The following is a 19,646-nucleotide window of genomic DNA, read 5'->3' on the forward strand; positions in this document are numbered from 1 at the left end:
GGGGAGCACCTTGCCCGGGGCCCCAGCGGGCGATGCGACGAGGACGTCCTCGCCCGGCTTGCCGCCAGTGGACTGATCGTGGCCGGCCGCGGCGCCGGCATCGGCCGGCGCCTTGGTTGCGGGGGCCGAGGCCACGTCGTTGTTGGTGCCCGCATCCGACTTCTTCTGTGCCGGTGCTTGTCCGCCTTGCGCCCCGCCTTCGAGCTGCTGGAAGCGGAACTCGTTGTCTTCCTGCTGCTTGCGGATCTGTTCCTGCATCTGCAGGATCTGGAAATTGAGTTCCTCGATCTTGCCGTTCATCTGCCGCAGCTGATCCTCGAGCGCGGTTGCGCCGGCGCCATTCGACTGCTGCGCAAGCTGGACCTGATCCGGTTTCTTCTTGTCGCCGAACAGGCTGGGCAACTCGATCGACGGCAGATGGAAGGAAAAGCCGCTGTCGGTTGATTGCCCCGGGCCACTAGCCCCCAAGCCGCTAGCCGAGGCTGTGACGCCTGATAGGAGCAGCAGCGCAAGCGTGCCGCTCAGAACCGATCTCAAATGCATGTGCCTCTCGCGTATGTCGTTAGTTGTCCGCGCCTTCCAATCACCATGAGACCAGCCAAGCGCCCTCGGCTCATAGCAGGGCGCGAGACTTCGGCCAAATTTTGTTTCGGGCAGCCGGATACGAAAAAGGCGGCCCGGAGGCCGCCTTTCGCAAAGCTGTGTTGCATTTCTGCCGCTACCGCAGCGCCCTCTCCTGGCGCACCGCTGGACGGCCCTGCGCCGATCAGGAACCGGCGCCGCTGAGCGTGGTGACCGCGCGGCGGTTCTGCGACCAGCAGGAGATGTCGTCGCACACCGCGACCGGGCGTTCCTTGCCGTAGGAAATGGTCTTCAGGCGGCTGGAAGCGACACCCTTGGAAACGAGGAAGTCGCGGGCCGCCGCGGCGCGGCGGGCGCCAAGCGCCAAATTGTATTCACGCGTGCCGCGTTCGTCGGCATGGCCTTCTACGACGATGGCATACTGCTTGTATTGGTTCAGCCACTGCGCCTGGCGGGCAAGCGTCGTCTGCGCATCGGCGCGGATCGAGGACGAGTCCGTGTCGAAGAAGATGCGGTCGCCGATGTTGACGGTGAAGTCCTGCGCCGAGCCGGGCGTTGCGGCACCCGCGCCGTTGAGGCCGAGATCAGCGGCGCTGTTCGGCGTCTTCTTCGAGGCGCAACCGGCGATGGCGAGCATCGCCACCAGCGCGATCATGACCGGGTTTCTGGTAAGTGCTGCGATACGGCCCATGCCGCCTCTCCTTCGTATTTCGAGTGATCGTATTCGAGTGATTTCGTTGATCACCCAGTAACCACGTTTGGGTTAACCGGCATTCAAGAAACACGGTTAATATTAGGTTTAGCTGCCCGTCCGCAGCTGTTTGGCTTGAGGCCACAATTGGCGCGGACCCTAGGCGGAAATACGGCCAAAACGCGACGAAGGCGTGGAAAAAGGGGAATTGAAGAACTGGAGAATTGAAGAGTTGGAGAAAGAGGTCACTTCAGCGCTGCTCTGAGATTCACCAGCATCCCATAGATATGGCTATAGAACTGCTGCCACCTGTCGAGTTGTGTCTTCGAGATGTACTCAAGGTCGGATGCGTAGGAAATCCACGTCTCCACCTCGCTGCATGATCCCACCGCCATCGAAATGAACCGCGCGAATTCAGCTTTGGAGTGAGGCTGTTTGGCAAACCCCTCAGCCAGATTGGCGCAGATCGCCTTGCTCGAACGGCGCAATTGATCGGCGAGCGCATATTGCTCGATCTTCGGAAAGGCAAGGGTGGCTTTGTGAATCTCGAGAGAAACCGCATAGGCCCGCTTGTAGACCTCGAGGTCCCTGGCGCGCCCAACGTAGCCTCTCTGCTTCTCCATTCCTCAGTTCTTCAATTCCTCAGTTCTTCAATTCCCCTATTCAAGCAGCGGCGACCAAGCCGGATCGGACGCAAAATTCGAAGTCGGGATCGGCTGCTCGTTGCGGCCGGTGAGATCGACCGAGATCAGTTTCGGACCACCATTGGCGTCGCGGAAGAACATCAGGACGCGGCCGTTCGGCGCCCAGGTCGGCCCTTCCTGCTGGAAGCCCGACGACAGGATGCGCTCGCCCGAACCGTCGGTTTTCATGACGCCGATCTGGAATTCGCCGCCGGTCTGCTTGGTGAAGGCGATAAGGTCGCCGCGCGGCGACCATACCGGCGTCGAATAGACACCGTCGCCGAAGGAAATGCGGGTCTGGCCGGAGCCGTCCGCGCCCATCACGTAGATCTGCGCGCGGCCGCCACGGTCGGATGTGAACACGACCTTGCTGCCATCCGGCGAATAGGAGGGCGAGGTGTCGATGGCGGTAGAATTGGTCAGCCGCGTCGTCGAGCGGCTGCGCAGATCCATGGCGAAGATGTTGGAATTGCCGTCGTCGCGCAGCAGGCTCATGATCACCTTCTGGCCGTCGGGCGAGAAGCGCGGCGCGAACGTCATGCCGGGGAAGTTGCCAACGAGTTCGCGCTGCCCGGTCTCGATCTGCAGGAGATAGACCCGCGGCTGGCCGCTTTCATAGGACATGTAGGTGATCTCTTGCCGGTTCGGCGAGAAGCGCGGCGTCAGCACGATCGACCGGCCGTCCGAGAGATAGCGGACGTTGGCGCCGTCCTGATCCATGATGGCAAGGCGCTTCTTGCGCGCGTTCTTGGCGCCGGACTCGTCGATGAAGACGACGCGCGTGTCGAAATAGCCCTTCTCGCCGGTCAGCCGCTCGTAGATGGCGTCGGCGATGATGTGGGCGACGCGGCGCTGGTTGGCATCGTTGGCGAAGAACTGCTCGCCGGCCATCTGCTGGCCGGCAAAGGTGTCCCAAAGCCGGTACTGCGCGCGGATGCGCCCGTCGGCTTCCTTGCTGACGCTGCCGGTGACCAGCGCCTGGGCGTTGATCACCTTCCAGTCGTCGAAGCGGGGTGCGGCATCCGGGTTCGAGATCTTCTCGATGAAAGCACTCTTGTCGATCGGCGCGAACAGGCCGGAGCGCTTGAGATCGGCGGTGATGATTTGCGAGATCTGGGCACCAAGCGCATCGCCGCCCTGGAAATCCGTGATGGCGATAGGCAACGGCTCGACATTGCCCTTGTTGACGTTGAGTTCGACCAGCGCCAGTGCCGGCAGCGTGCCAGCGGCGGTCATGCCCATCGCCATCGCTGCGACCATCAGGAGCGGCTTGAGGATTGATTTCATGTCTTCTCGCTTCTCATACTGATTTTCGGATAACCGGACCTAGAGGCCGAGCATTTCCCTTGGATCGAAGGTGACCCGGATGTCGTTCCAGATGTCTTGCTTGCCGGCGGGAACCTGCAGCCCGGCCACGTCGCATTTCTGCACCGCACGGACCGCGCTCTCATCGAACTGCCGGTTGCCGCTCGATTTTTCTACCGATGGACGACCATCGAGCTTGCCGGAGTTGTCCAGGTTGAAACGCACCACCACGACGAAACTCTCCGAGCCTTCCAGCCCGGCCGGCAGCGTCCAGCAGCCGCCCAGCTGGCTTTCCAGAGCCCCCTGTTCCGACTTCGAGAGCTTCTGGCCCTGATCCTTGTCACCGCCGAGCGAGGCTTGCTGGGTCGAACGCTTGGCGCCGCCGCCGGACGGCTTCTGCTTGTCGAGGAGAGCAGATATTTCGTCGGCGTTGAATTGCTTGTCGTCGGACTTTGGCTTGGACGAGGCTTCCTTGACCGGCTTGTCGGCATCCTTCCGGTCCGGCGCCTTGGCGCTTTCCGCCTGTGCCGGCTGCGGCTTCGGCCGCGCTTCCGGCGCCGGCGCCGAGCTTGGCAATTGGGTCTCTTCGGTCGGCGGGTCCTTCGCTATGGCCTCGGCGACCGCATCAGGCTTGACCTCGGGCGTCGGATCGATAGCGGCGGTCTTGTCCTGCGGCGGCGGGGTCGGCGCCGGCTTGGCCGGCGTCGGCTTGGGCTCCACCTGCTTGACCGGCTCGGGCTTGACCTCTTCCTTGGGCTGCGGCGCCGGCGCAACCTCCGTCGCCGGAATGGGCTTCGGCTTTTCCTGCGGCTTCGGCACGTCTTCGGTCTTCGGCGTTTCCTTGGGAGTCGGTGCGGGTGGCGGAGCCGACGTCGTATCGACCGGCTTGGGCTTGGCTTCCGGCGTTATCGGCTTGTCGGTGTCGACGCTGTTCTCGCCGACTTTCTGCGCATTCGGCACGATATCGGGACGCTGCGTCGGCAACGGCGCGGGCTTTTCATGCATCACGGCCTTCTTGTCGCCCTGCAATGTCTGCGCGATGGCTTCCATCGGCACGATATCGACCGCGACCGACTCGACATCGGCCGACGGCAGCGCGGCCGGAGCCGACAGGGTGAACAAGCCGAAGGCCAGCACCGCCGTGTGCAGGATCACCGATGTGGTGAGGCCGGTCTTCATCGTCTTGCTACTGATCCTGTTCCTGCAGTGAAACCAGGCCGATGTTCTTGTAGCCGGCGGCCGAAATGCGGGCCATCACCTTCATCGCCGTGCCGTAGTCGGTGGATTTGTCGCCACGAATAAAGATGCGCTCCTCATAGCCGGTCTTCGAGATCGCCTGCAGCTTGGCCACCAACTCCTCGATCGGAATCTCGGTCTCCTGCAGATAGATCTTACCCGCGGCATCGATCGAGACGGTGATCGGCTGCGTGTCGGCATTCATCGCCTTGGCCTGCGTATCCGGCAGGTCGATCGGCACGCCGACCGTCAGCATCGGTGCGGCGACCATGAAGATGATCAACAGCACCAGCATGACGTCGACCATCGGCGTTACGTTGATTTCCGACATCAGTCCATGGTGACGGCCGCGCCGCCGGTGGCCGCGCCCGCCGCGCCCTGCCATGCCTACGGACATACCCATCTTTTGTGCTCCTCAGGCCTTCGGCGCGACTTTTTCATCGATTTGGCGCGAGAGTATGGCGGAGAACTCGTCGGAGAACCCTTCCATGCGCACCGCTATCTTGCTCGCGTCGGACGACAGTTTGTTGTAGGCGATGACGGCGGGAATGGCGGCGAGCAGGCCGATGGCCGTCGCCAGCAGCGCCTCGGCGATACCGGGCGCGACCACCGCAAGGCTGGTGTTCTTGGAGCCGGCGATGGCCTGGAACGAGGTCATGATGCCGATGACGGTGCCGAACAGGCCGATAAAGGGGGCGGCCGAGCCGGTGGTGGCGAGGAAGCCGAGGCGCCCCTCCAGCTTCTCCATCTCGCGGGTCAGCGCCAGGTCCATGGCCTTGTCGATGCGGGTTTGCAGCCCGAGCGGCGTTTTCGCGCCTTTCTCGAAGCTCTTCTTCCACTCGCGCATGGCGGCGACGAAAATGGCGCCCATGCCTGACGTCTTGCGGTCGGCGAGCGTGCGGTAGAGTTCTTCCAGCGACTGCCCGGACCAGAAGACCTGCTCGAAGCGGTTGAGAGCCAGCCGCATGCGGCCATAGGCAACCAGCTTGTCAATGATGATCGCCCAGGTCCAGACCGAGGCACAAAGCAGCCCGATCATGACCAGCTTGACCACCCAACTGGCCTGCATGAACAGCGCCCAAATCGACAATTGCGCGCCCGGTTCGGCGAGTGCGATATTTTCCATCGTTACGTCCTTAAGATTTCCGGGCGAAGCTGGCGGCTGGCCCCTGGCATCCCTTGTGGTCGGTTCGCACGAAGCTACCGGGCACCCCAAGTCGAGCCTTTCGCGGCCTTTTCGGGGCAAATATTGGTGAAAGGAAGGCGCTGGATAGCGCCAATCTTCACCAATCTCTTCATGAACCGTTATGGTTAAGGATGGGTTAGTCCGTAAGGCGCGGCGCATTGCCGCGCCCGATGGCGTGGCCGGGGCGCAGACATAAGGGCAGACATAAGGTTTGTGCGATGCGGCTAGAAGTCCGTTTCGTCCACATAATAGGTGGGGTAGTCCTGCCCGCCATAGAGGATACGCAGGATCAGCACCTGCTCTGCGTCGACCCGAAACAGGATCGACGCACGACGTTCGAAGCCGACGACGCGGACGCCGGATCCGATGGCGTCGCGAACGATGCCACGTTCCGGGAACGTGGATAGTGCCATGCACGCTGCCTCAATGCGGTCGATATAGCCACCGGCACGCGCGGCACCGCTTTCCTTTTCGATGTAGTTGTAAATGGCAAAGAGATCGGACTGCGCCGAGGGTCTGAAAACCACCCTATGCGTCACGCTTGGCGGCCTTCATCCGGTCTGCATGGTGCTCGCGCAATGCCTTGAACACGTCCTCGGCAGGGATGTCCGGGCGCGGATCGTCGAGAGCCTCCTGCACCTTGGCTCGCATGATGGCGGCGATGACCTGTTCCTCGCGGTCAAGGGCGCGAAGCGCGGCACGCATGACTTCGCTCGCGGAATCATACGCTCCCGACGCCAGGCGGGCGTCAAGGCTGCTCTGCTGGCGTCCGAGCGTTACGCTTATGGGCTTGCTGGTTCTCATGGCGAATGTTTCCTTGCCCCTCCTTCATAGCACAGTTTCATAGCACAGTGTATGACACTGTCATACTATTTTCTGGCGCGCCACCCCCGCTGAAAACCAGATTGATGAGCTTTAGCGCCGCCAGGGGCAATCCGTTCAATCAGCCTACGCACCAGACCTAGGCATGAACGCCGCGATCCATTCCTTGGGAAAGCGTCTCGGCCGGCCACTCTCGCCGATGATCGCCGCCTCGACCTTGGCCTCGACCAGCACCTCGTCGCCGCGTTTGAGCTGCTGCACCATGAAGATGCGAGCTCCGGAAATGGCCTCGGTACGGGTGTCGACGGTCAGGATGTCGTCGATGCGGGCGGGGATACGGAAGTCGATCTCCATGCGCCGCACCACCCAGACTATTCTTTCGCCATGCTTGCCGTCGGCAAGTTCGGTGTGATGCACGCCGGTGAGTCTGAGATAGTCGGAGCGGCCGCGCTCGAGGAATTCGAGATAACGCGCATGGTAGACGACACCCGAAAAATCGGTGTCGGCATAGTAGACTCGCGCCATCAGCCGATGCCCGGACGCGGTCAGTACGCCGGAGAGCCCGGCCAGCAGCGTCGCCGATTCACCATGATCGCCCATTGCGCTTCCTTTTTCAGTCGCGGCGAGGCACCTGTTCCCCGCGTGACCTAGCATCGGATGGCACTGTTGACGGCGATGATCAAGAGTTTGATGGCGGGGCTGCTGCTGGTGCTGGCGGCCCTGTCGCTGCCTGGCCATGCGGCGACCTTCTCGATGAAGCGCGGTCTCAATCTCGACCAGTGGGTCACCTGGCCCGGCGAAGATCAATGGAGCGACGCCAAGGCCATCCTGCCCTATCCCGAGTGGCGCAAATTCCTTGGGGAAGACGATCTCAGGAGGCTGAAGGACGCCGGCTTCGATTTCCTGCGCATGCCGGTTGACCCGTCGCCCTTGCTATCCGACCAGACGACAGCGTTGCGCGACGACCTCTATGCCAGCGTGCTGGACTCGGTGCGCATGATCAACCGCGCCGGCCTGAAGGTGATCGTCGACATGCATCTGATCCCCGCCGGCGGCAGCCGCAAGATCGGCATGGCAGAGGTGATGGACGACCCGCGGACCTTCGACCTTTATGTCGCCATGGTGCGCAAGATGGCCCGCACCCTGGCCGGTGAGGATCCCAAGAAGGTCGCCTTCGAATTGATGAACGAACCGATCGTCGATTGCGATAGCGACGGCACCAGCCTGTGGCCCGACCGCCAGCAGAAATTGCTCGCCGCCGCCCGATCCTCGGCGACGAAACTCACCTTGGTGCTGTCCGGCGCCTGCTATTCCGCCGCGTCGTCGCTGGAGAAGATCGATCCGAAGGCCATCCCCGACGACAACGTCATCTGGACCTTCCATTCCTACGATCCGTTCCTGCTCACCCACCAAGGCGCGACCTGGGCCGGCGACTTCATCCCCTATGTGACCGGCCTGCCCTATCCGCTGACCGCCATGCCGAAGGCACAGCTCGAAATGACGCTGGACACCATCCGCGCCCGGATCAAGGCCGAGGCGCCATGGACACGGCAGAGCGGCCTGCTTGCCTATCTCGACGAACAGGTCGCCAGCATGGACAGCCCCGACAAGCTCAACGGCCTCATGGACGCGCCGTTCAAGAAGGTCGAGGCGTGGGCGAAGGCCAACAGCATCAAGCCGGAAAACATCACGCTGGGCGAGTTCGGCATGATCCGCCAGGAATACGGCAATTCCTACGTGATGCCGCCCGAGTATCGAGCCGCCTATGTCAAGGACATGATCGCCCGCGCCGAGGCGCACGGTTTCTCATGGTCGGTGTGGAGCTATGGCGGCGCGTTCGGCATCGTCGACGCCTTCAACGGCGACAAGGCCGAGCCCGACGTGATGAAGGCAATCCGCAACCTGCGCTGAACCACGCATCAGCCAAGGTCGATCGACAGGATTTCCGGACGCATTCCGAAACGGATGGGCAAATTGCTGAAGCCAAGTCCGCTTGAGACGATCAGGTTGCGGTCGCTTTCCACGACATGGCCGTAGGCGTAGCGATTGCCGTAACGCGACGGCACGATCGGCGAATAACCGAACAGCCGCACCTGCCCGCCATGGGTGTGTCCCGACAGCGTCAGCGAAACCCGCCACGGCACTTTCGGGAAGATATCCGGTTCGTGCGCCAGCAAGATGACAGGGGAACTATCGCTGACCTTGGCCAGCGTGCCGTCGAGATCGTCCAGCCCCTTGGGCCTGTCGCCCTTTTTGGTCGGCAGCAGGGCCAGCTGATCGGCGAGCCCCGCGATCCAGACACCATGCCCATCCTTTTCCAAGCGCACGGCGTCGTTCTCGAGCACCGGAATGCCGACCTTCTCCAATGCCTTGCGCGCGATCGTCGGACCAACCCCTGCCCGTTGCGCGAAGCCGTCGTTCCACCAGTCGTGGTTGCCAAGGATAGACAGCACGCCGAGCGGCGCCTTGAGCCCTGACAGGGCGCCCGCCCATTGCGGAGGCGTCACTCTTTGCGAAACCAGGCGCATGCCGGCGATGTAGTCGCCAAGCAGCACGATCAGGTCCGGTTGCAGGGCATTCGCCTCTTCGACAAGCGATGCGATGCGCTCCTGCGTCATCCACGGCCGGCAGGCATGGATGTCGGCCAGGGCGACGACACGCAGCTTCAGCCCATCCGGCCAGTGCGGCGGCGTCAGCGCATAGCGCTTCACATGCGTCAGCAGCATCGGCTCGATGCCGACCGCATAGGCGCTGAACGCGGCGACCGACAGGAACGACCCGCCCATGAAGCGCAGGAACCCGCGTCTGGTTATCATTCTGTGGCTCCGGCACTTGGATCGCGGCGTCGTGCCGCGAGGCAGCGCCGATAAAGTCCACGATTGCGCCGGCAAATCGGCAAAGACGAGTAGATTTTGCGCAGGGCGTTCACAGATGCTTGATCATTGGGTCTGGAACCCGCGCCTGATCATTGGCGCCGCTACTCTTCCTGGAACAGGTTGATCTGCTGCTGCGCCAGATCCTTCGGTGCGTCGAGGCCGAGGTGGCGCCAGGCATTGGCCGTCAGCATGCGTCCGCGTGGCGTGCGCTGGATGAAGCCCTGTTGGATCAGATAGGGCTCGATGATGTCCTCGATGGCGTCGCGCGGCTCGGACAGGCCGGCCGCGATCGTCTCGATGCCGACCGGCCCGCCACCGAAATTGCGGGCGATCATGGAGAGGTAGCGCCGGTCGAGCGCGTCGAGGCCGAGCGCGTCGACCTCCAGCCGGGTCAGGGCCTCATCGGCGATCAGGCGGTCGACATGGCCGTCGCCGGCCACGGAGGCGAAATCGCGCACGCGGCGCAGCAGCCGGCCGGCGATGCGTGGCGTGCCGCGCGCGCGCCGCGCGATCTCGAGCGCGCCATCGTCGCCGAGCGGCATCTGCAGGATGCGCGCGCCGCGCCGCACGATCTGTTCCAATTCCTCGACCGTGTAGAAATTAAGCCGCACCGGAATGCCGAAACGGTCGCGCAGCGGATTGGTGAGCAGGCCAAGCCGCGTCGTGGCGGCGACCAGCGTGAACCGGGCAAGGTCGATCTTGACCGAACGCGCCGCCGGCCCCTCGCCGATGATCAGGTCGAGCTGGAAATCCTCCATCGCCGGGTAGAGGATTTCCTCCACCGCCGGGTTCAGCCGGTGGATCTCGTCGATGAACAGCACGTCGCCTTCTTCGAGATTGGTGAGCAGTGCGGCGAGATCGCCGGCTTTGGCGATGACCGGCCCGGAGGTCGAGCGGAAATTGACGCCGAGCTCGCGTGCCATGATCTGCGCCAGCGTGGTCTTGCCCAGCCCCGGCGGACCGACGAACAGTACATGGTCGAGCGCCTCGTTGCGGCCCTTGGCAGCTTCGATGAACACTTTGAGGTTGGCCCGCACCGCCGCCTGGCCGACGAAATCGTCAAGCGTCTGCGGCCGCAAGGTCTGCTCGGCATCCTCGCCGCGTTTTTCGGGAGCAATCAGGCGGGGCGCTAGGCTCATGCCGTCTTCCTCGCATATGGCCGGGAAACGGACAAGCGAGCCCTCACCGCGCCAGTTCCTTCAGCCCGAAGCGGATCAGCTTCGAGGCGTCCGCGTCCTCGCCCGCCGTCTTCAGCGCCGCCGATACCGCATTGGCGGCGGTGTCGCGCGAATAGCCGAGGTTGACCAGCGCCGAGACGGCATCGGTGATCGGCGCGGGCGCCACGCCATCGCCGAGTTCCTGCTTCAGGCCGATGGTTCCGGAGGCGGCGCCGGCATAGGCCGGCGCCTTGTTCTTCAATTCGGTGACGATGCGCTCGGCCACTTTCTTGCCGACACCCGGCGCACGGCTGACCATGGCGATGTCGCGCAGCGCGATCGCATTGGCGAGGTCGGCCGGCGTCAGCGTCGACAGGATGGCAAGCGCCACCTTGGCGCCGACGCCCGGCACATTGTTCATCAGCAGCCGAAACCACTCGCGCTCGAGCTGCGACTGGAAGCCATAAAGGCGCAGCATATCCTCGCGCACATAGGTCTCGATGAACAGCACCACCGCTTCGCCGGGAGAAGGCAGTGCTGCCAACGTGCGCGCCGAGCAATAGGCGACATAGCCGACGCCATGGATGTCGACGAGGCAATGATCCTCGTCGATCTCGTCCAACGTGCCCTTGAGCTTGCCGATCATTCCGCAAAGCCTCTCATGATGCCAATGCCGCCATCCGGTAAGCAACGCTTTGCCGGTGATGCGCGTGGCAAATCGCGATCGCCAGCGCGTCCGCGGCATGTTCGGTGTCGAAGGTCGCTTTCGGCAGCAGCACCTTCACCATCATGTGGATCTGCTTCTTGTCGCCATGGCCGACGCCGATCACCGCCTTCTTGACGGCGTTGGGCGCATATTCGGCGACGACGAGGCCGGCGCGCGCCGGCACCAGCATGGCGATGCCGCGCGCCTGGCCGAGCTTCAGCGTCGCCACCGCGTCCTTGTTGACGAAGGTCTGTTCAACGGCCGCTTCGTGCGGCATGGCCGCATGCAGAACCTCGGCGAGCCCGTCATGCAACTGGCAAAGCCGCGTTGCCAGCGCCGCCTTGTCCTCGGAGCGCACGGTGCCGGAAGCGACGAAGCGCAAGGAATTACCGAGGCTCTCTACGATGCCCCAGCCGGTGCGCCTGAGCCCCGGATCAATCCCGATAATGCGAATCGCGTCCCCCATCCCGCCAGTTTACCTCCGGCGGACAGCGATGCCAGCAAAATGTGAACAAACCAGAAACGGAGCTAATTGCGGGCGAAAGCCGTGTTGAGCAGGCTGATCTGGTCCGAAACCGGATTGGCCCGGCGGGCCACGGGCTGCATGTCTACCATGGCGCTGGCGCCGTAGATCTCCTCGTCCATGCGGCGCACCAGCGCCTGCAGGCGCAGCGAGCGAGTGACGAGGTCGAGGAAATCGTCGGGCAGTTCGGCCCAGCCGGCCGCCTCGTTATGGGCGGAAGCCGTGTCGAGGCGCACCTTGGATTTTTCCGAAGCGACCTGGTCGCGGGTCATCTCGCCGGAATTGGCCGCGCGCTGCAAAAGCAGCCACGAGGCAACCTGCATCAGCCTGGTGGTCAGCCGCATCGATTCGGCCGCGTAGAGCGTGGCGGCCAGCCGCGACAGCTTCTTGGCCTCGGCCCGGCCCTTGCCGTCGAGATATTCCGCTGCCTGTTCGACCAGGCCCATGCCTTCCTGGTAGAGCGGTTTGAAGGAGTGCGAAAAAACCCGGCGCTCCGCCAGTTTGACGGTTTTCGCACTGCCCTTCGAAGCCTCGTTCATGGATACGCCCCTGCACTTGCAACCGGCCGATTCGGCTCACTGCCGATACACCCGGGACCCTATAAGACTGAAGCTTGAAAATGCGCTTCGCCAGGGGTGAAGGCAAGCACATGTTTAACAGAAGGTTAACAGCGATCCCGTGCGCGCAATGTCGCTGGAATGCGGACAAAAAAAGAGCCGCGGATAAGGCGGCTCTCAGGAGTTTAACAGGGAGGCGTCAAACAAAGTGGCTCCAACCACTCGGTAAGAATCCAGATCACTGGATGGACATAGTAAACGCCTGTAAAGCTTAATGGACCCTTAACGGCGCCGATGTTTTTTGACCGAACGCCCCGCTCCTGTGCCGTAACAGCACACGGACCAAACCTCGCTTCAGGCTCGGAGCCTGTTTCGAAATTCGCTCTGGCGAAACCGCGCACCGGGCTGTTGCCGGGAGCCGCGCCGATCGAACCGCCGAAACACAGGCGGTTTTTCGCGACATCGTTCCGAAACAGGCGCTGCGCTAAACGCCCGCTCCTCTGACGGCTGGCGCATGTCCGCTCCGCCGCGGCAACCCGAAAATATTCCAGGAGCAACCGATGGACTGGTATTCGATCGTCAAATTTCTCCACATCGTCTCAGCCACCTTGTGGGTCGGCGGCGGCTTCGTACTGTTTCTGCTCGGTATGCTTGCCGAACGCGCCGGCAACATCGAGGACAAGCTTCAGGCGATGCGTGCCAGTGGGCAGTTGGGCGGGCGTTTCTTCGCACCGATGTCGATGCTTACCTTGCTCTTCGGCCTTGTCATGTGCGGCTTCTGGGTCGGCTTCTCCGATCTTTGGATCGTCATCGGCCTGGTCGGCTACGCCACCACCTTCTCGATCGGCATGTTCATCTTCAAGCCGACCGGCGAGCGCATGGCTGCGATGATCGCCACGGAAGGCGTCACGTCTTCCGTGCTTGCCATTGGCCAGCGCATGATGAGCGCGGCACGCTTCGACTATGCGGTGATGCTGGTGATCGTCGCCGACATGGTGCTCAAGCCGACCGCGGATGACATCGGCATTCTAGCCGGCATGGTGCTGGTCCTGGTGACGGGCGCCGTGCTGGCCTTCGGCGGAAGCCGTCGCCTTGTGCCCAGCGCCGCCTGATCCCCCAAACACTGAGAGCGGCTGAACACCCGCCTCGCCTGCTAGATAAGGCCGGCGACGCCGTCCCATAGCAGCTTCAGCGCCACCACCGCCACCGTGGCATAGGTGAAGGGGTAGAAAATCTCCGGCCGCATGCGCCGCACCAGCCAGGCGCCGGCGATGGTCGACGCCGGCGCCAGCGGCATCAGCACGGCGGACGCCGTCAGGTTGGCGGTGTCGAACTGGCCGAGTGCGAAATAGGGCACGAGCTTCAACGCATTGGTGGCGGCGAAGAAGATCGCCGCCGTGCCCGACAGCACCTTGGGGTCGAGCCGGATCGGCAAGGCATAGACCTGGAAGGGCGGCCCGCCGACATGCGCGACGAAGCTGGTGAAGCCGGCGACGGTTCCCCATAGGGCGGCAGCCACGCGGTTGGGTTCGGCGGCGTGGCTCGAGCCATGGCGAAACTGCAGATAGAGCCAGCGCAGCACGAAGATGATGGCGACGGCGCCGACGATGAGCCGCACCGCCTCCTCGGTGACCAGGGCTGCTGTCAGCCAGCCGAGGCCGATGCCGATGACGGCGCCCGGCATCATGTCGATCAACATCTTGCGGTCGTAAACGCCCCACCATGTCCACACCGAGACGATGTCCATCAGGCACAGGATGGGCAGCAGGATGGCAGCCGCCTGCACCGGCGGCATGGTCAATGCCATCAGCGGCACGCCGACGAAGCCGACGGCGCCGCCGAACCCGCCCTTGGACAGGCCGACCAGAATGACCGCCGGAATGGCGGCCGCGTAGAACCACGGATCGAGAAGCAGGCCTGACATGGGGAGGGACTGGTCTGGAGGGAAAGCGAGTCAACGGCCTGAATAGCCTAGAATTGCGCGTCGGGCGACAGCAAATTTGGGGCCGCCGCCGCGCGCCCGGCCAATGGCTGGCGCCGGCGCTATCGCCGCGCCGAAACCAGCAGGAACATCGGCCGCTCGAGCTCTTCCGCCAGTTCCGGCCTGGCCGCGATCTGCTCGGCCGTCGGACAGAAATCCTCGACATGCTCTATGGTGAAGCCGGACCGGATCAGGCTGTTCAGCGTGGTGCCGATCGTGCGGTGATATTTGACCACGCCCTTGGCAAGCCAGTCGGTCTTGCGAGGGCCTTCCACCAGATACTGGTCGACGGGCCACGTCTTGCGGCCTTCGGCATCGATCAGCCAGCCGGGTTTGGTCGGCGCCATGTAGATCGGATGTTCCGTCGAGAAGACGAAATGGCCGCCGGGCGAAAGGGCTCGATGCACAGTCTCGAACAGCCGCGCGACGTCTTCGACATAATGGAGCGCAAGCGAGCTGTAGGCGAGATCGAAGGCGCCTGGCGGCAGGCTGAGTTGGTCGAGATCGGCCCGCTCATAGGTGATGCCGGTGTCCGGGCTGGCGGCTCTCGCCCGGGCGAGCATCTTCTCCGACAGGTCCAGGCCAAGGATCTCTCGCGCCCCTTTCTCATGCGCCCAGCGGCAGAACCAGCCGAAGCCGCAGCCGAGGTCGACGATTCTTGTGCCGGCGACTTCAGGCAGTATCGCACGCAACGCCGGCCATTCGGCGGCACCCTCCAGGCCTTCGACCGAACGGCCAAGCTGGCTGTAGCCGGCGAAGAAATCCGGCTGGTCGTAGATATTCTGCGCCATGTCTTCCTCGTTGTTCAGGCAATCACCGTTCCCGGACAATCATCCGGTGGATGACTGACATTTGGTGGGCGGCCGCGCATTTCCACCTCGGCCACGCGGAGTCAAGGCAATCAGGCCGGCGGTGCCCCGAGCGGTGGTGGCCGCCGGCGGATCGGCTGCGCCTTGATGATGGCAGTGCTGGTCTCGGCCTTGTCGGCGATGCGGTCGAGAATGCCGTCGAGATCACCGATCGAGCGCACGAACAGCCGTGCGACGAAGCAGTCATCGCCCGTCACCTTGTCGCATTCGCCAAACTCGGCAATCTCCTCGATCAGCTTCTGGACAATGTGCAGCTTGCCCGGCAAAGGCTTGATGCGCACGATCGCCTGCAGCGTATAGCCGAGCGCCAGCGGATCGATCTCGACGGTGAAGGCCCGGATGACGCCGCGCTCCTCGAGCCGCCGAAGCCGCTCCGAAACGCTCGGCGACGACAGCCCGACCTGGGCCGCCAGATCCTTCAGCGAGGTCCGCGCATCCCTCACCAGTATTTCGAGGAGATTTCGGTCGAGATCGTCAAGCATTTCAGATTTCTCACAGATTCGAACCAGATGCCTAATATAATTAGGACATCTATCCATATTCCCTTTCTCAGAAGATAGAAAGCACCCGCATCGCATGAGATTATGCAGCCTCAAACGGGTTTGAGAGGTCCATCATGAACGATACGGTACGCGGCACGATCGAAATGTCCGCCGCCATGGCGATCCTGGGAACGATCGGCTGGTTCGTGATCATGTCCGGCCAGCCGATCATGGATGTGGTGTTCTGGCGCTGCGCATTCGGCGCGCTGACGCTGCTCGTCATCTGCGCCGGGCTGGGGCTGCTGCGCAACGGACTGACGCTGCGCATCATCGGCCTCGCCGCGCTTGGCGGTGCCGCCATCGTCGTCAACTGGGTTCTGCTCTTCAGTGCGTTCTCCCGCGCGTCGATCTCCATCGCCACCGCCGTCTACAACACCCAGCCCTTCATGCTGGTCGGCTTCGGCGCGCTCTTCTTCGCCGAGCGGTTGACACTGACCAAACTGACCTGGCTGACAATAGCCTTCGCCGGCATGGTGCTGATCGTCGGTGCCGGCCCTGACGCCGGCGATGTCGGCACCAACTATTTCGCCGGCATCCTGATGGCGCTGGCCGCGGCCTTCTTCTGGGCAGTCGCTGCCATCGTCACCAAGAAGCTCAAGGGCACGCCGCCGCATTTGATCGCGCTTATCCAGGTCTGTGTCGGCGTCGTCATGCTGGCGCCCTTCGCCAATCTCTCGCATCTCCCCGCCGACCCATGGAGCTGGGCCATGCTGGCGACGCTGGGCGTCGTCCACACCGGCCTGATGTACATCCTGATGTATGGCGCCATCCAGAAACTGCCGACACACCTGCAGGGATCGCTGTCCTTCATCTATCCGGTCGTCGCCATCCTGGTCGATGTCACCGCCTTCGGCCATCGCTTGCATCTCAGCCAAGTCGTCGGCGCGGCCGCCATCCTGATCGCTGCCGCCGGGATGAATCTCGGCTGGACGCTGTGGAGGTCGCGGGTCCCGGCCTGACGACCGCAACCGCTCACGAGATACCTGGACGCGTTTCGACCAGCGATCCCGCCCGTCCGCCTGTTCAAAGCGGGCAGTTTGCTCTATGCCGCAATCCAACCATCTTCGCCCGGCATAGGCGAAACTCGGGATCGAAGAACCATGAACGACGCCACGCCTCCCAACCGCTGCCGCATTGTGCTGATCGCGCCGCCAGGCGTGCCGGCGGACCGTATCGCGGCCGCATTCGACGGCGGCGACGTCGCTTCGCTGATCCTGCCGGAGAACGGCATGGACGAGGCCTCCTTCCAGGCGTTTGCCTAAAAAAGGGTCCGGGGGGGGCTGGCGGCGGGCGTGGCCGTCATCATTGCCGGCGACACCCGCATCGCGGGCCGTGTCCAGGCTGATGGCATCCATGTCGAGGTTTCCAAGACCGAGCTAGCCGAAACGATTGGGCATTTCCAGGCCAAGATGATGGTCGGCACCGGCGGCGCCAAGACGCGTGACGATGCGCTTGAGCTTGGCGAGACGCGGCCCGACTACATCTTCTTCGGCCGCTTCGGCTACGACAACAAGCCCGAGCCGCACCCGCGCAACCTGTCGCTGGGACGATGGTGGGCCGACATGATCCAGATCCCCTGCATCGTCATGGCTGGATCCGACCTCGCATCCGTCGAGACGGTGGCCGCCACCGGCGCCGAATTCGTCGCCCTGTCGAGTGCGGTGTTCGCCGACGGCGTCGATCCGAAGGCGGCGATCGCCCAAGCCAACGCGTCGCTCGACGAAACCGCGCCGCGCTTCGAGGATTGACGTGGCACTGGCAAGGCTTCCCCTTCAGGCCCTGCTTGCGGCGGTCATGATCCAGACCGCTGCCGCCGCCGAAACGGTACCCTTGCCGCAGCCCAAGCCGGATACCGGCATGCATACCGACAAGCCGATCGAAAACCAGCTGCCGCAGCCCGCCACCACGGCAGAGCCCGCGCCCTTGCCATCGGCCGACAACATCAACCCCGACCGTTTCGGGGCCAAGCCGGCGGACGCGGCCTACGGCGCCTTCCAGCGCGGGCTCTACAAGACCGCCTACAACCTCGCGCTGGTCCGCGCCCAAAACGGCGACCCGGCGGCGCAGACGCTGGTGGCCGAGATCCTGTCGCGCGGGCTCGGCGTGCCGCTCAATGCGGCGGAGGCGGCGAAATGGTATGCGCTTGCCGCCGAACAGGGCGTGCCGGAATCCCAGTTCCAGTACGCGCTGATGCTGCTCGACGGGCGCTACGTCAAGAAGGACGAGAAGGAGGCCTATGCGCTGATGCAGGCCGCCGCCGAAGCCGGCAACCGGCTGGCGCAATTCAATTTCGCGCAGATGCTGGTCCAGCAGGATCCCGGCGACGCAGGCTGGAGCAAGGCGGTCTCCTACTATGAGCGCGCCGCCGCGACCGGCCTCGCCGACGCGCAGTACGCCATGTCCCAGATATATGCCAACGGCGTCGGCGGCAAGACCCGCGACGACGCGCACGCAAGGCGCCTGTTGGCGCAGGCCGCGCGGCAGAACTACGACACCGCGCAGATCGACCTCGCCGCCTGGATGATCGAGGGCCGCGGCGGCGCGCGCGACCTGAAATCCGCCTTCGGCTGGACGAAGCAGGCAGCCGAAGGCGGCAATGTCGCCGCCGAAAACCGCTTGGCGAAACTCTATATGGAAGGCATCGGCGTCGACCCCGACCTGGTGCTCGCCGCCGCCTGGTACATCGTCGCGCGCCGCGCCGGTCTCATCGATCCTCAGATGGATGATTTCCTGCAAGGGCTGAGCGACGACCAGACCAAGCAGGCCTTGCAGAAGGCGAACCGCCTGCCTTGAGACCGGCTCATGCGGTCATTGCATGTGATCCAGGACGACCTTGCCAAAGGGCGATCCGTGTTCGAGGTGCCGGAAGGCCGCGGCCGCATCCTGCCAGGCAAACACCTTGTCGATCACGGGTTTCATCCGGTTGACGGTCATGCCTCGGTTCATCGCCTCGAAGGACTCGCGCGAACCGACCGGTATGCCGCGCGCCCTGACCTGGCGGCGAAAGATGTCGAGCGGATTGATCGACCCTTCGCTGCCGCCGAGATAGCCGATGACGTTGATCTGGGCACCGCGCGCCGCAGCCTTCAACGATTGGTCGAAGCTTTGTGGTCCGCCGACTTCAATGATGTGGTCGGCGCCACGGCCATCGGTCAGCGCCAGCACCGCCCCCGCCCAGTCCGGATCGCTGCGGTAGTTGATGCCGTCATGCGCGCCAAGCGCCTTAGCCCGCGTGAGCTTGTCATCGCTGCTTGAGGTGACGATCACGCGTGCGCCCGCTGCCGCGGCGAACTGCACAGCAAACAGCGACACGCCGCCAGTGCCCAAACTGAGCACCGTATCGCCCGGCTTCATCCGGCCTTCAGTGAACAGCGCATGCCAGGCCGTGACCGCGGCGCAAGGCAAAGTCGCCGCTTCGACATCGCTCAGATGCGGTGGCGCAAGCACGGCTGCCTGTTCGTCCAGCCGCGCGAACTCGCTGAGCAGACCATCGATGGGACCGCCACGCTGATAGGAAGGTTCGGCCATGGCAAAGCTACCGCCGACCCAGCGCTGCCAGAACGTGCCGCAGACGCGGTCGCCGGCCTTGAAGCGGGTCACTTCGGCGCCAACCGCAACCACTTCGCCGACACCGTCCGAAAGCGGAATCAGCGGCAGCGCAAAGGCAGTGTGGTAGCTGCCACGGGCAATTTCGACATCCCGGTAGTTGAGCGCGGTCGCCTTGACCCTGATGATCATCTCCTGGCGGCCTGGTTCCGGCATCGGCCGCTCCACCGGTCTGAGATTTTCGATGCCGCCGGGGGCCTGCAATTCGATGGCCTTCATTGTCTTCCCTTTCCTTTTGGCAACCCGCCAAGGGAAAATCGCTTGCCTGCGCGCCGATTTCAAATTCATAATAATCAGAATGATTATGCATCTGGAGTAATTCGA

The 19,646-nt window shown here is 63.5% G+C and carries 22 protein-coding genes and 2 pseudogenes; 5 read left to right on the top strand and 19 right to left on the bottom strand.

From position 1 onward, the window contains the following. From LB577_RS12360 to ybgC, 10 genes and pseudogenes are all read right to left on the bottom strand, one after another. Positions 1–543: pseudogene (locus LB577_RS12360) on the bottom strand (tol-pal system protein YbgF); the annotation flags it as partial. A gap of 223 nt (positions 544–766) precedes the next feature. Continuing rightward, a complete protein-coding gene (gene pal, locus LB577_RS12365) occupies positions 767–1,273 on the bottom strand; it encodes a peptidoglycan-associated lipoprotein Pal (RefSeq protein ID WP_013892538.1) in 507 nt (168 codons plus the stop codon). Positions 1,274–1,518: 245 nt separating this feature from the next. Then, on the bottom strand, positions 1,519–1,896 hold the full coding sequence (locus LB577_RS12370; RefSeq protein WP_224686906.1) for a four helix bundle protein: 378 nt from the start codon (positions 1,894–1,896) through the stop codon (positions 1,519–1,521). A 36-nt stretch (positions 1,897–1,932) separates the two neighbouring features. Next, positions 1,933–3,216 carry a Tol-Pal system beta propeller repeat protein TolB gene (tolB, locus tag LB577_RS12375; protein ID WP_224687015.1) on the bottom strand — a complete coding sequence of 428 codons (1,284 nt, stop codon included), beginning with the start codon at positions 3,214–3,216 and terminating at the stop codon, positions 1,933–1,935. Positions 3,217–3,282: 66 nt separating this feature from the next. Next, positions 3,283–4,440: a cell envelope integrity protein TolA gene (locus tag LB577_RS12380; protein ID WP_023777664.1), complete on the bottom strand. Its 1,158-nt coding sequence runs from the start codon at positions 4,438–4,440 to the stop codon at positions 3,283–3,285. Positions 4,441–4,447: 7 nt separating this feature from the next. Further along, positions 4,448–4,900, bottom strand: coding sequence for a protein TolR (gene tolR / locus LB577_RS12385; RefSeq protein WP_013892535.1), 453 nt, complete (start codon positions 4,898–4,900; stop codon positions 4,448–4,450). Between the two features lie 12 nt (positions 4,901–4,912). Next, positions 4,913–5,623 carry a protein TolQ gene (gene tolQ / locus LB577_RS12390; protein WP_023766137.1) on the bottom strand — a complete coding sequence of 237 codons (711 nt, stop codon included), beginning with the start codon at positions 5,621–5,623 and terminating at the stop codon, positions 4,913–4,915. Positions 5,624–5,907: 284 nt separating this feature from the next. Next, on the bottom strand, positions 5,908–6,210 hold the full coding sequence (locus LB577_RS12395) for a type II toxin-antitoxin system RelE/ParE family toxin (protein WP_224686907.1): 303 nt from the start codon (positions 6,208–6,210) through the stop codon (positions 5,908–5,910). 1 nt (position 6,211) lies between these two features. Next, positions 6,212–6,487, bottom strand: coding sequence for a type II toxin-antitoxin system ParD family antitoxin (locus tag LB577_RS12400; RefSeq protein WP_224686908.1), 276 nt, complete (start codon positions 6,485–6,487; stop codon positions 6,212–6,214). 144 nt (positions 6,488–6,631) lie between these two features. Next, on the bottom strand, positions 6,632–7,105 hold the full coding sequence (ybgC, locus tag LB577_RS12405; protein ID WP_224686909.1) for a tol-pal system-associated acyl-CoA thioesterase: 474 nt from the start codon (positions 7,103–7,105) through the stop codon (positions 6,632–6,634). Between the two features lie 57 nt (positions 7,106–7,162). Here ybgC and LB577_RS12410 point away from each other — a divergent pair, with 57 nt between their 5' ends. Continuing rightward, a complete protein-coding gene (locus LB577_RS12410) occupies positions 7,163–8,416 on the top strand; it encodes a glycoside hydrolase family 5 protein (protein WP_224686910.1) in 1,254 nt (417 codons plus the stop codon). Positions 8,417–8,424: 8 nt separating this feature from the next. On the opposite strand, the gene LB577_RS12415 is transcribed toward LB577_RS12410, so the two are convergent. The 5 genes from LB577_RS12415 to LB577_RS12435 all read right to left on the bottom strand — a co-directional run bounded on the left by LB577_RS12415 (position 8,425) and on the right by LB577_RS12435 (position 12,306). Further along, a complete protein-coding gene (locus tag LB577_RS12415; protein ID WP_224686911.1) occupies positions 8,425–9,321 on the bottom strand; it encodes a metallophosphoesterase in 897 nt (298 codons plus the stop codon). 161 nt (positions 9,322–9,482) lie between these two features. Then, positions 9,483–10,520 carry a Holliday junction branch migration DNA helicase RuvB gene (gene ruvB, locus LB577_RS12420; protein ID WP_224686912.1) on the bottom strand — a complete coding sequence of 346 codons (1,038 nt, stop codon included), beginning with the start codon at positions 10,518–10,520 and terminating at the stop codon, positions 9,483–9,485. 43 nt (positions 10,521–10,563) lie between these two features. Next, positions 10,564–11,184, bottom strand: a complete 621-nt coding sequence (gene ruvA, locus LB577_RS12425) for a Holliday junction branch migration protein RuvA (RefSeq protein WP_013892529.1) — start codon at positions 11,182–11,184, stop codon at positions 10,564–10,566. 13 nt (positions 11,185–11,197) lie between these two features. Further along, the gene (ruvC, locus tag LB577_RS12430; RefSeq protein ID WP_013892528.1) at positions 11,198–11,710 is read right to left on the bottom strand and encodes a crossover junction endodeoxyribonuclease RuvC; all 513 of its coding nucleotides are present in this window, start codon (positions 11,708–11,710) and stop codon (positions 11,198–11,200) included. A 62-nt stretch (positions 11,711–11,772) separates the two neighbouring features. Then, positions 11,773–12,306 carry a DUF1465 family protein gene (locus tag LB577_RS12435; RefSeq protein WP_140573080.1) on the bottom strand — a complete coding sequence of 178 codons (534 nt, stop codon included), beginning with the start codon at positions 12,304–12,306 and terminating at the stop codon, positions 11,773–11,775. 578 nt (positions 12,307–12,884) lie between these two features. Between LB577_RS12435 and LB577_RS12440 the strand changes: the two genes are divergently transcribed. Continuing rightward, complete coding sequence (locus tag LB577_RS12440) at positions 12,885–13,436, top strand: DUF2269 family protein (RefSeq protein ID WP_224686913.1); 552 nt, start codon at positions 12,885–12,887, stop codon at positions 13,434–13,436. 41 nt (positions 13,437–13,477) lie between these two features. Here the strand turns inward: LB577_RS12440 and LB577_RS12445 are convergent, their stop codons facing one another. The 3 genes from LB577_RS12445 to LB577_RS12455 all read right to left on the bottom strand — a co-directional run bounded on the left by LB577_RS12445 (position 13,478) and on the right by LB577_RS12455 (position 15,656). After that, on the bottom strand, positions 13,478–14,248 hold the full coding sequence (locus LB577_RS12445) for a sulfite exporter TauE/SafE family protein (protein WP_224686914.1): 771 nt from the start codon (positions 14,246–14,248) through the stop codon (positions 13,478–13,480). A 119-nt stretch (positions 14,249–14,367) separates the two neighbouring features. Beyond that, positions 14,368–15,096, bottom strand: a complete 729-nt coding sequence (locus tag LB577_RS12450) for a class I SAM-dependent methyltransferase (RefSeq protein WP_224686915.1) — start codon at positions 15,094–15,096, stop codon at positions 14,368–14,370. Between the two features lie 110 nt (positions 15,097–15,206). Then, positions 15,207–15,656 carry an Lrp/AsnC family transcriptional regulator gene (locus LB577_RS12455; RefSeq protein ID WP_140573076.1) on the bottom strand — a complete coding sequence of 150 codons (450 nt, stop codon included), beginning with the start codon at positions 15,654–15,656 and terminating at the stop codon, positions 15,207–15,209. Between the two features lie 134 nt (positions 15,657–15,790). On the opposite strand from LB577_RS12455, the gene LB577_RS12460 reads away from it, so the two are divergent. From LB577_RS12460 to LB577_RS12470, 3 genes and pseudogenes are all read left to right on the top strand, one after another. Beyond that, on the top strand, positions 15,791–16,675 hold the full coding sequence (locus LB577_RS12460; RefSeq protein WP_224686916.1) for a DMT family transporter: 885 nt from the start codon (positions 15,791–15,793) through the stop codon (positions 16,673–16,675). A 141-nt stretch (positions 16,676–16,816) separates the two neighbouring features. After that, a pseudogene (locus tag LB577_RS12465) lies at positions 16,817–17,464 on the top strand (thiamine phosphate synthase). Between the two features lies 1 nt (position 17,465). Next, positions 17,466–18,509, top strand: a complete 1,044-nt coding sequence (locus LB577_RS12470) for a tetratricopeptide repeat protein (RefSeq protein ID WP_224686917.1) — start codon at positions 17,466–17,468, stop codon at positions 18,507–18,509. A 15-nt stretch (positions 18,510–18,524) separates the two neighbouring features. On the opposite strand, the gene LB577_RS12475 is transcribed toward LB577_RS12470, so the two are convergent. After that, a complete protein-coding gene (locus tag LB577_RS12475; RefSeq protein WP_224686918.1) occupies positions 18,525–19,541 on the bottom strand; it encodes a zinc-dependent alcohol dehydrogenase family protein in 1,017 nt (338 codons plus the stop codon). Positions 19,542–19,646 lie beyond the last annotated feature (105 nt).

The sequence above is a fragment of the Mesorhizobium sp. B283B1A genome (assembly GCF_020165735.1).
GTDB lineage: Bacteria > Pseudomonadota > Alphaproteobacteria > Rhizobiales > Rhizobiaceae > Mesorhizobium > Mesorhizobium opportunistum.

What these genes read in the sequence shown, in the direction of transcription:
- pal (WP_013892538.1), bottom strand. Translation starts at nt 1,273, where the DNA reads ATGGGCCGTATCGCAGCACTTACCAGAAACCCGGTCATGATCGCGCTG.
- ruvC (WP_013892528.1), bottom strand. Translation starts at nt 11,710, where the DNA reads ATGGGGGACGCGATTCGCATTATCGGGATTGATCCGGGGCTCAGGCGC.
- LB577_RS12410 (WP_224686910.1), top strand. Translation starts at nt 7,163, where the DNA reads ATGGCACTGTTGACGGCGATGATCAAGAGTTTGATGGCGGGGCTGCTG.
- LB577_RS12440 (WP_224686913.1), top strand. Translation starts at nt 12,885, where the DNA reads ATGGACTGGTATTCGATCGTCAAATTTCTCCACATCGTCTCAGCCACC.
- ruvB (WP_224686912.1), bottom strand. Translation starts at nt 10,520, where the DNA reads ATGAGCCTAGCGCCCCGCCTGATTGCTCCCGAAAAACGCGGCGAGGAT.
- tolQ (WP_023766137.1), bottom strand. Translation starts at nt 5,623, where the DNA reads ATGGAAAATATCGCACTCGCCGAACCGGGCGCGCAATTGTCGATTTGG.
- ybgC (WP_224686909.1), bottom strand. Translation starts at nt 7,105, where the DNA reads ATGGGCGATCATGGTGAATCGGCGACGCTGCTGGCCGGGCTCTCCGGC.
- LB577_RS12370 (WP_224686906.1), bottom strand. Translation starts at nt 1,896, where the DNA reads ATGGAGAAGCAGAGAGGCTACGTTGGGCGCGCCAGGGACCTCGAGGTC.
- LB577_RS12460 (WP_224686916.1), top strand. Translation starts at nt 15,791, where the DNA reads ATGAACGATACGGTACGCGGCACGATCGAAATGTCCGCCGCCATGGCG.
- LB577_RS12400 (WP_224686908.1), bottom strand. Translation starts at nt 6,487, where the DNA reads ATGAGAACCAGCAAGCCCATAAGCGTAACGCTCGGACGCCAGCAGAGC.
- LB577_RS12455 (WP_140573076.1), bottom strand. Translation starts at nt 15,656, where the DNA reads ATGCTTGACGATCTCGACCGAAATCTCCTCGAAATACTGGTGAGGGAT.
- LB577_RS12435 (WP_140573080.1), bottom strand. Translation starts at nt 12,306, where the DNA reads ATGAACGAGGCTTCGAAGGGCAGTGCGAAAACCGTCAAACTGGCGGAG.
- tolB (WP_224687015.1), bottom strand. Translation starts at nt 3,216, where the DNA reads ATGGTCGCAGCGATGGCGATGGGCATGACCGCCGCTGGCACGCTGCCG.
- LB577_RS12475 (WP_224686918.1), bottom strand. Translation starts at nt 19,541, where the DNA reads ATGAAGGCCATCGAATTGCAGGCCCCCGGCGGCATCGAAAATCTCAGA.
- ruvA (WP_013892529.1), bottom strand. Translation starts at nt 11,184, where the DNA reads ATGATCGGCAAGCTCAAGGGCACGTTGGACGAGATCGACGAGGATCAT.
- tolR (WP_013892535.1), bottom strand. Translation starts at nt 4,900, where the DNA reads ATGGGTATGTCCGTAGGCATGGCAGGGCGCGGCGGGCGCGGCCACCGG.
- LB577_RS12380 (WP_023777664.1), bottom strand. Translation starts at nt 4,440, where the DNA reads ATGAAGACCGGCCTCACCACATCGGTGATCCTGCACACGGCGGTGCTG.
- LB577_RS12415 (WP_224686911.1), bottom strand. Translation starts at nt 9,321, where the DNA reads ATGATAACCAGACGCGGGTTCCTGCGCTTCATGGGCGGGTCGTTCCTG.
- LB577_RS12445 (WP_224686914.1), bottom strand. Translation starts at nt 14,248, where the DNA reads ATGTCAGGCCTGCTTCTCGATCCGTGGTTCTACGCGGCCGCCATTCCG.
- LB577_RS12450 (WP_224686915.1), bottom strand. Translation starts at nt 15,096, where the DNA reads ATGGCGCAGAATATCTACGACCAGCCGGATTTCTTCGCCGGCTACAGC.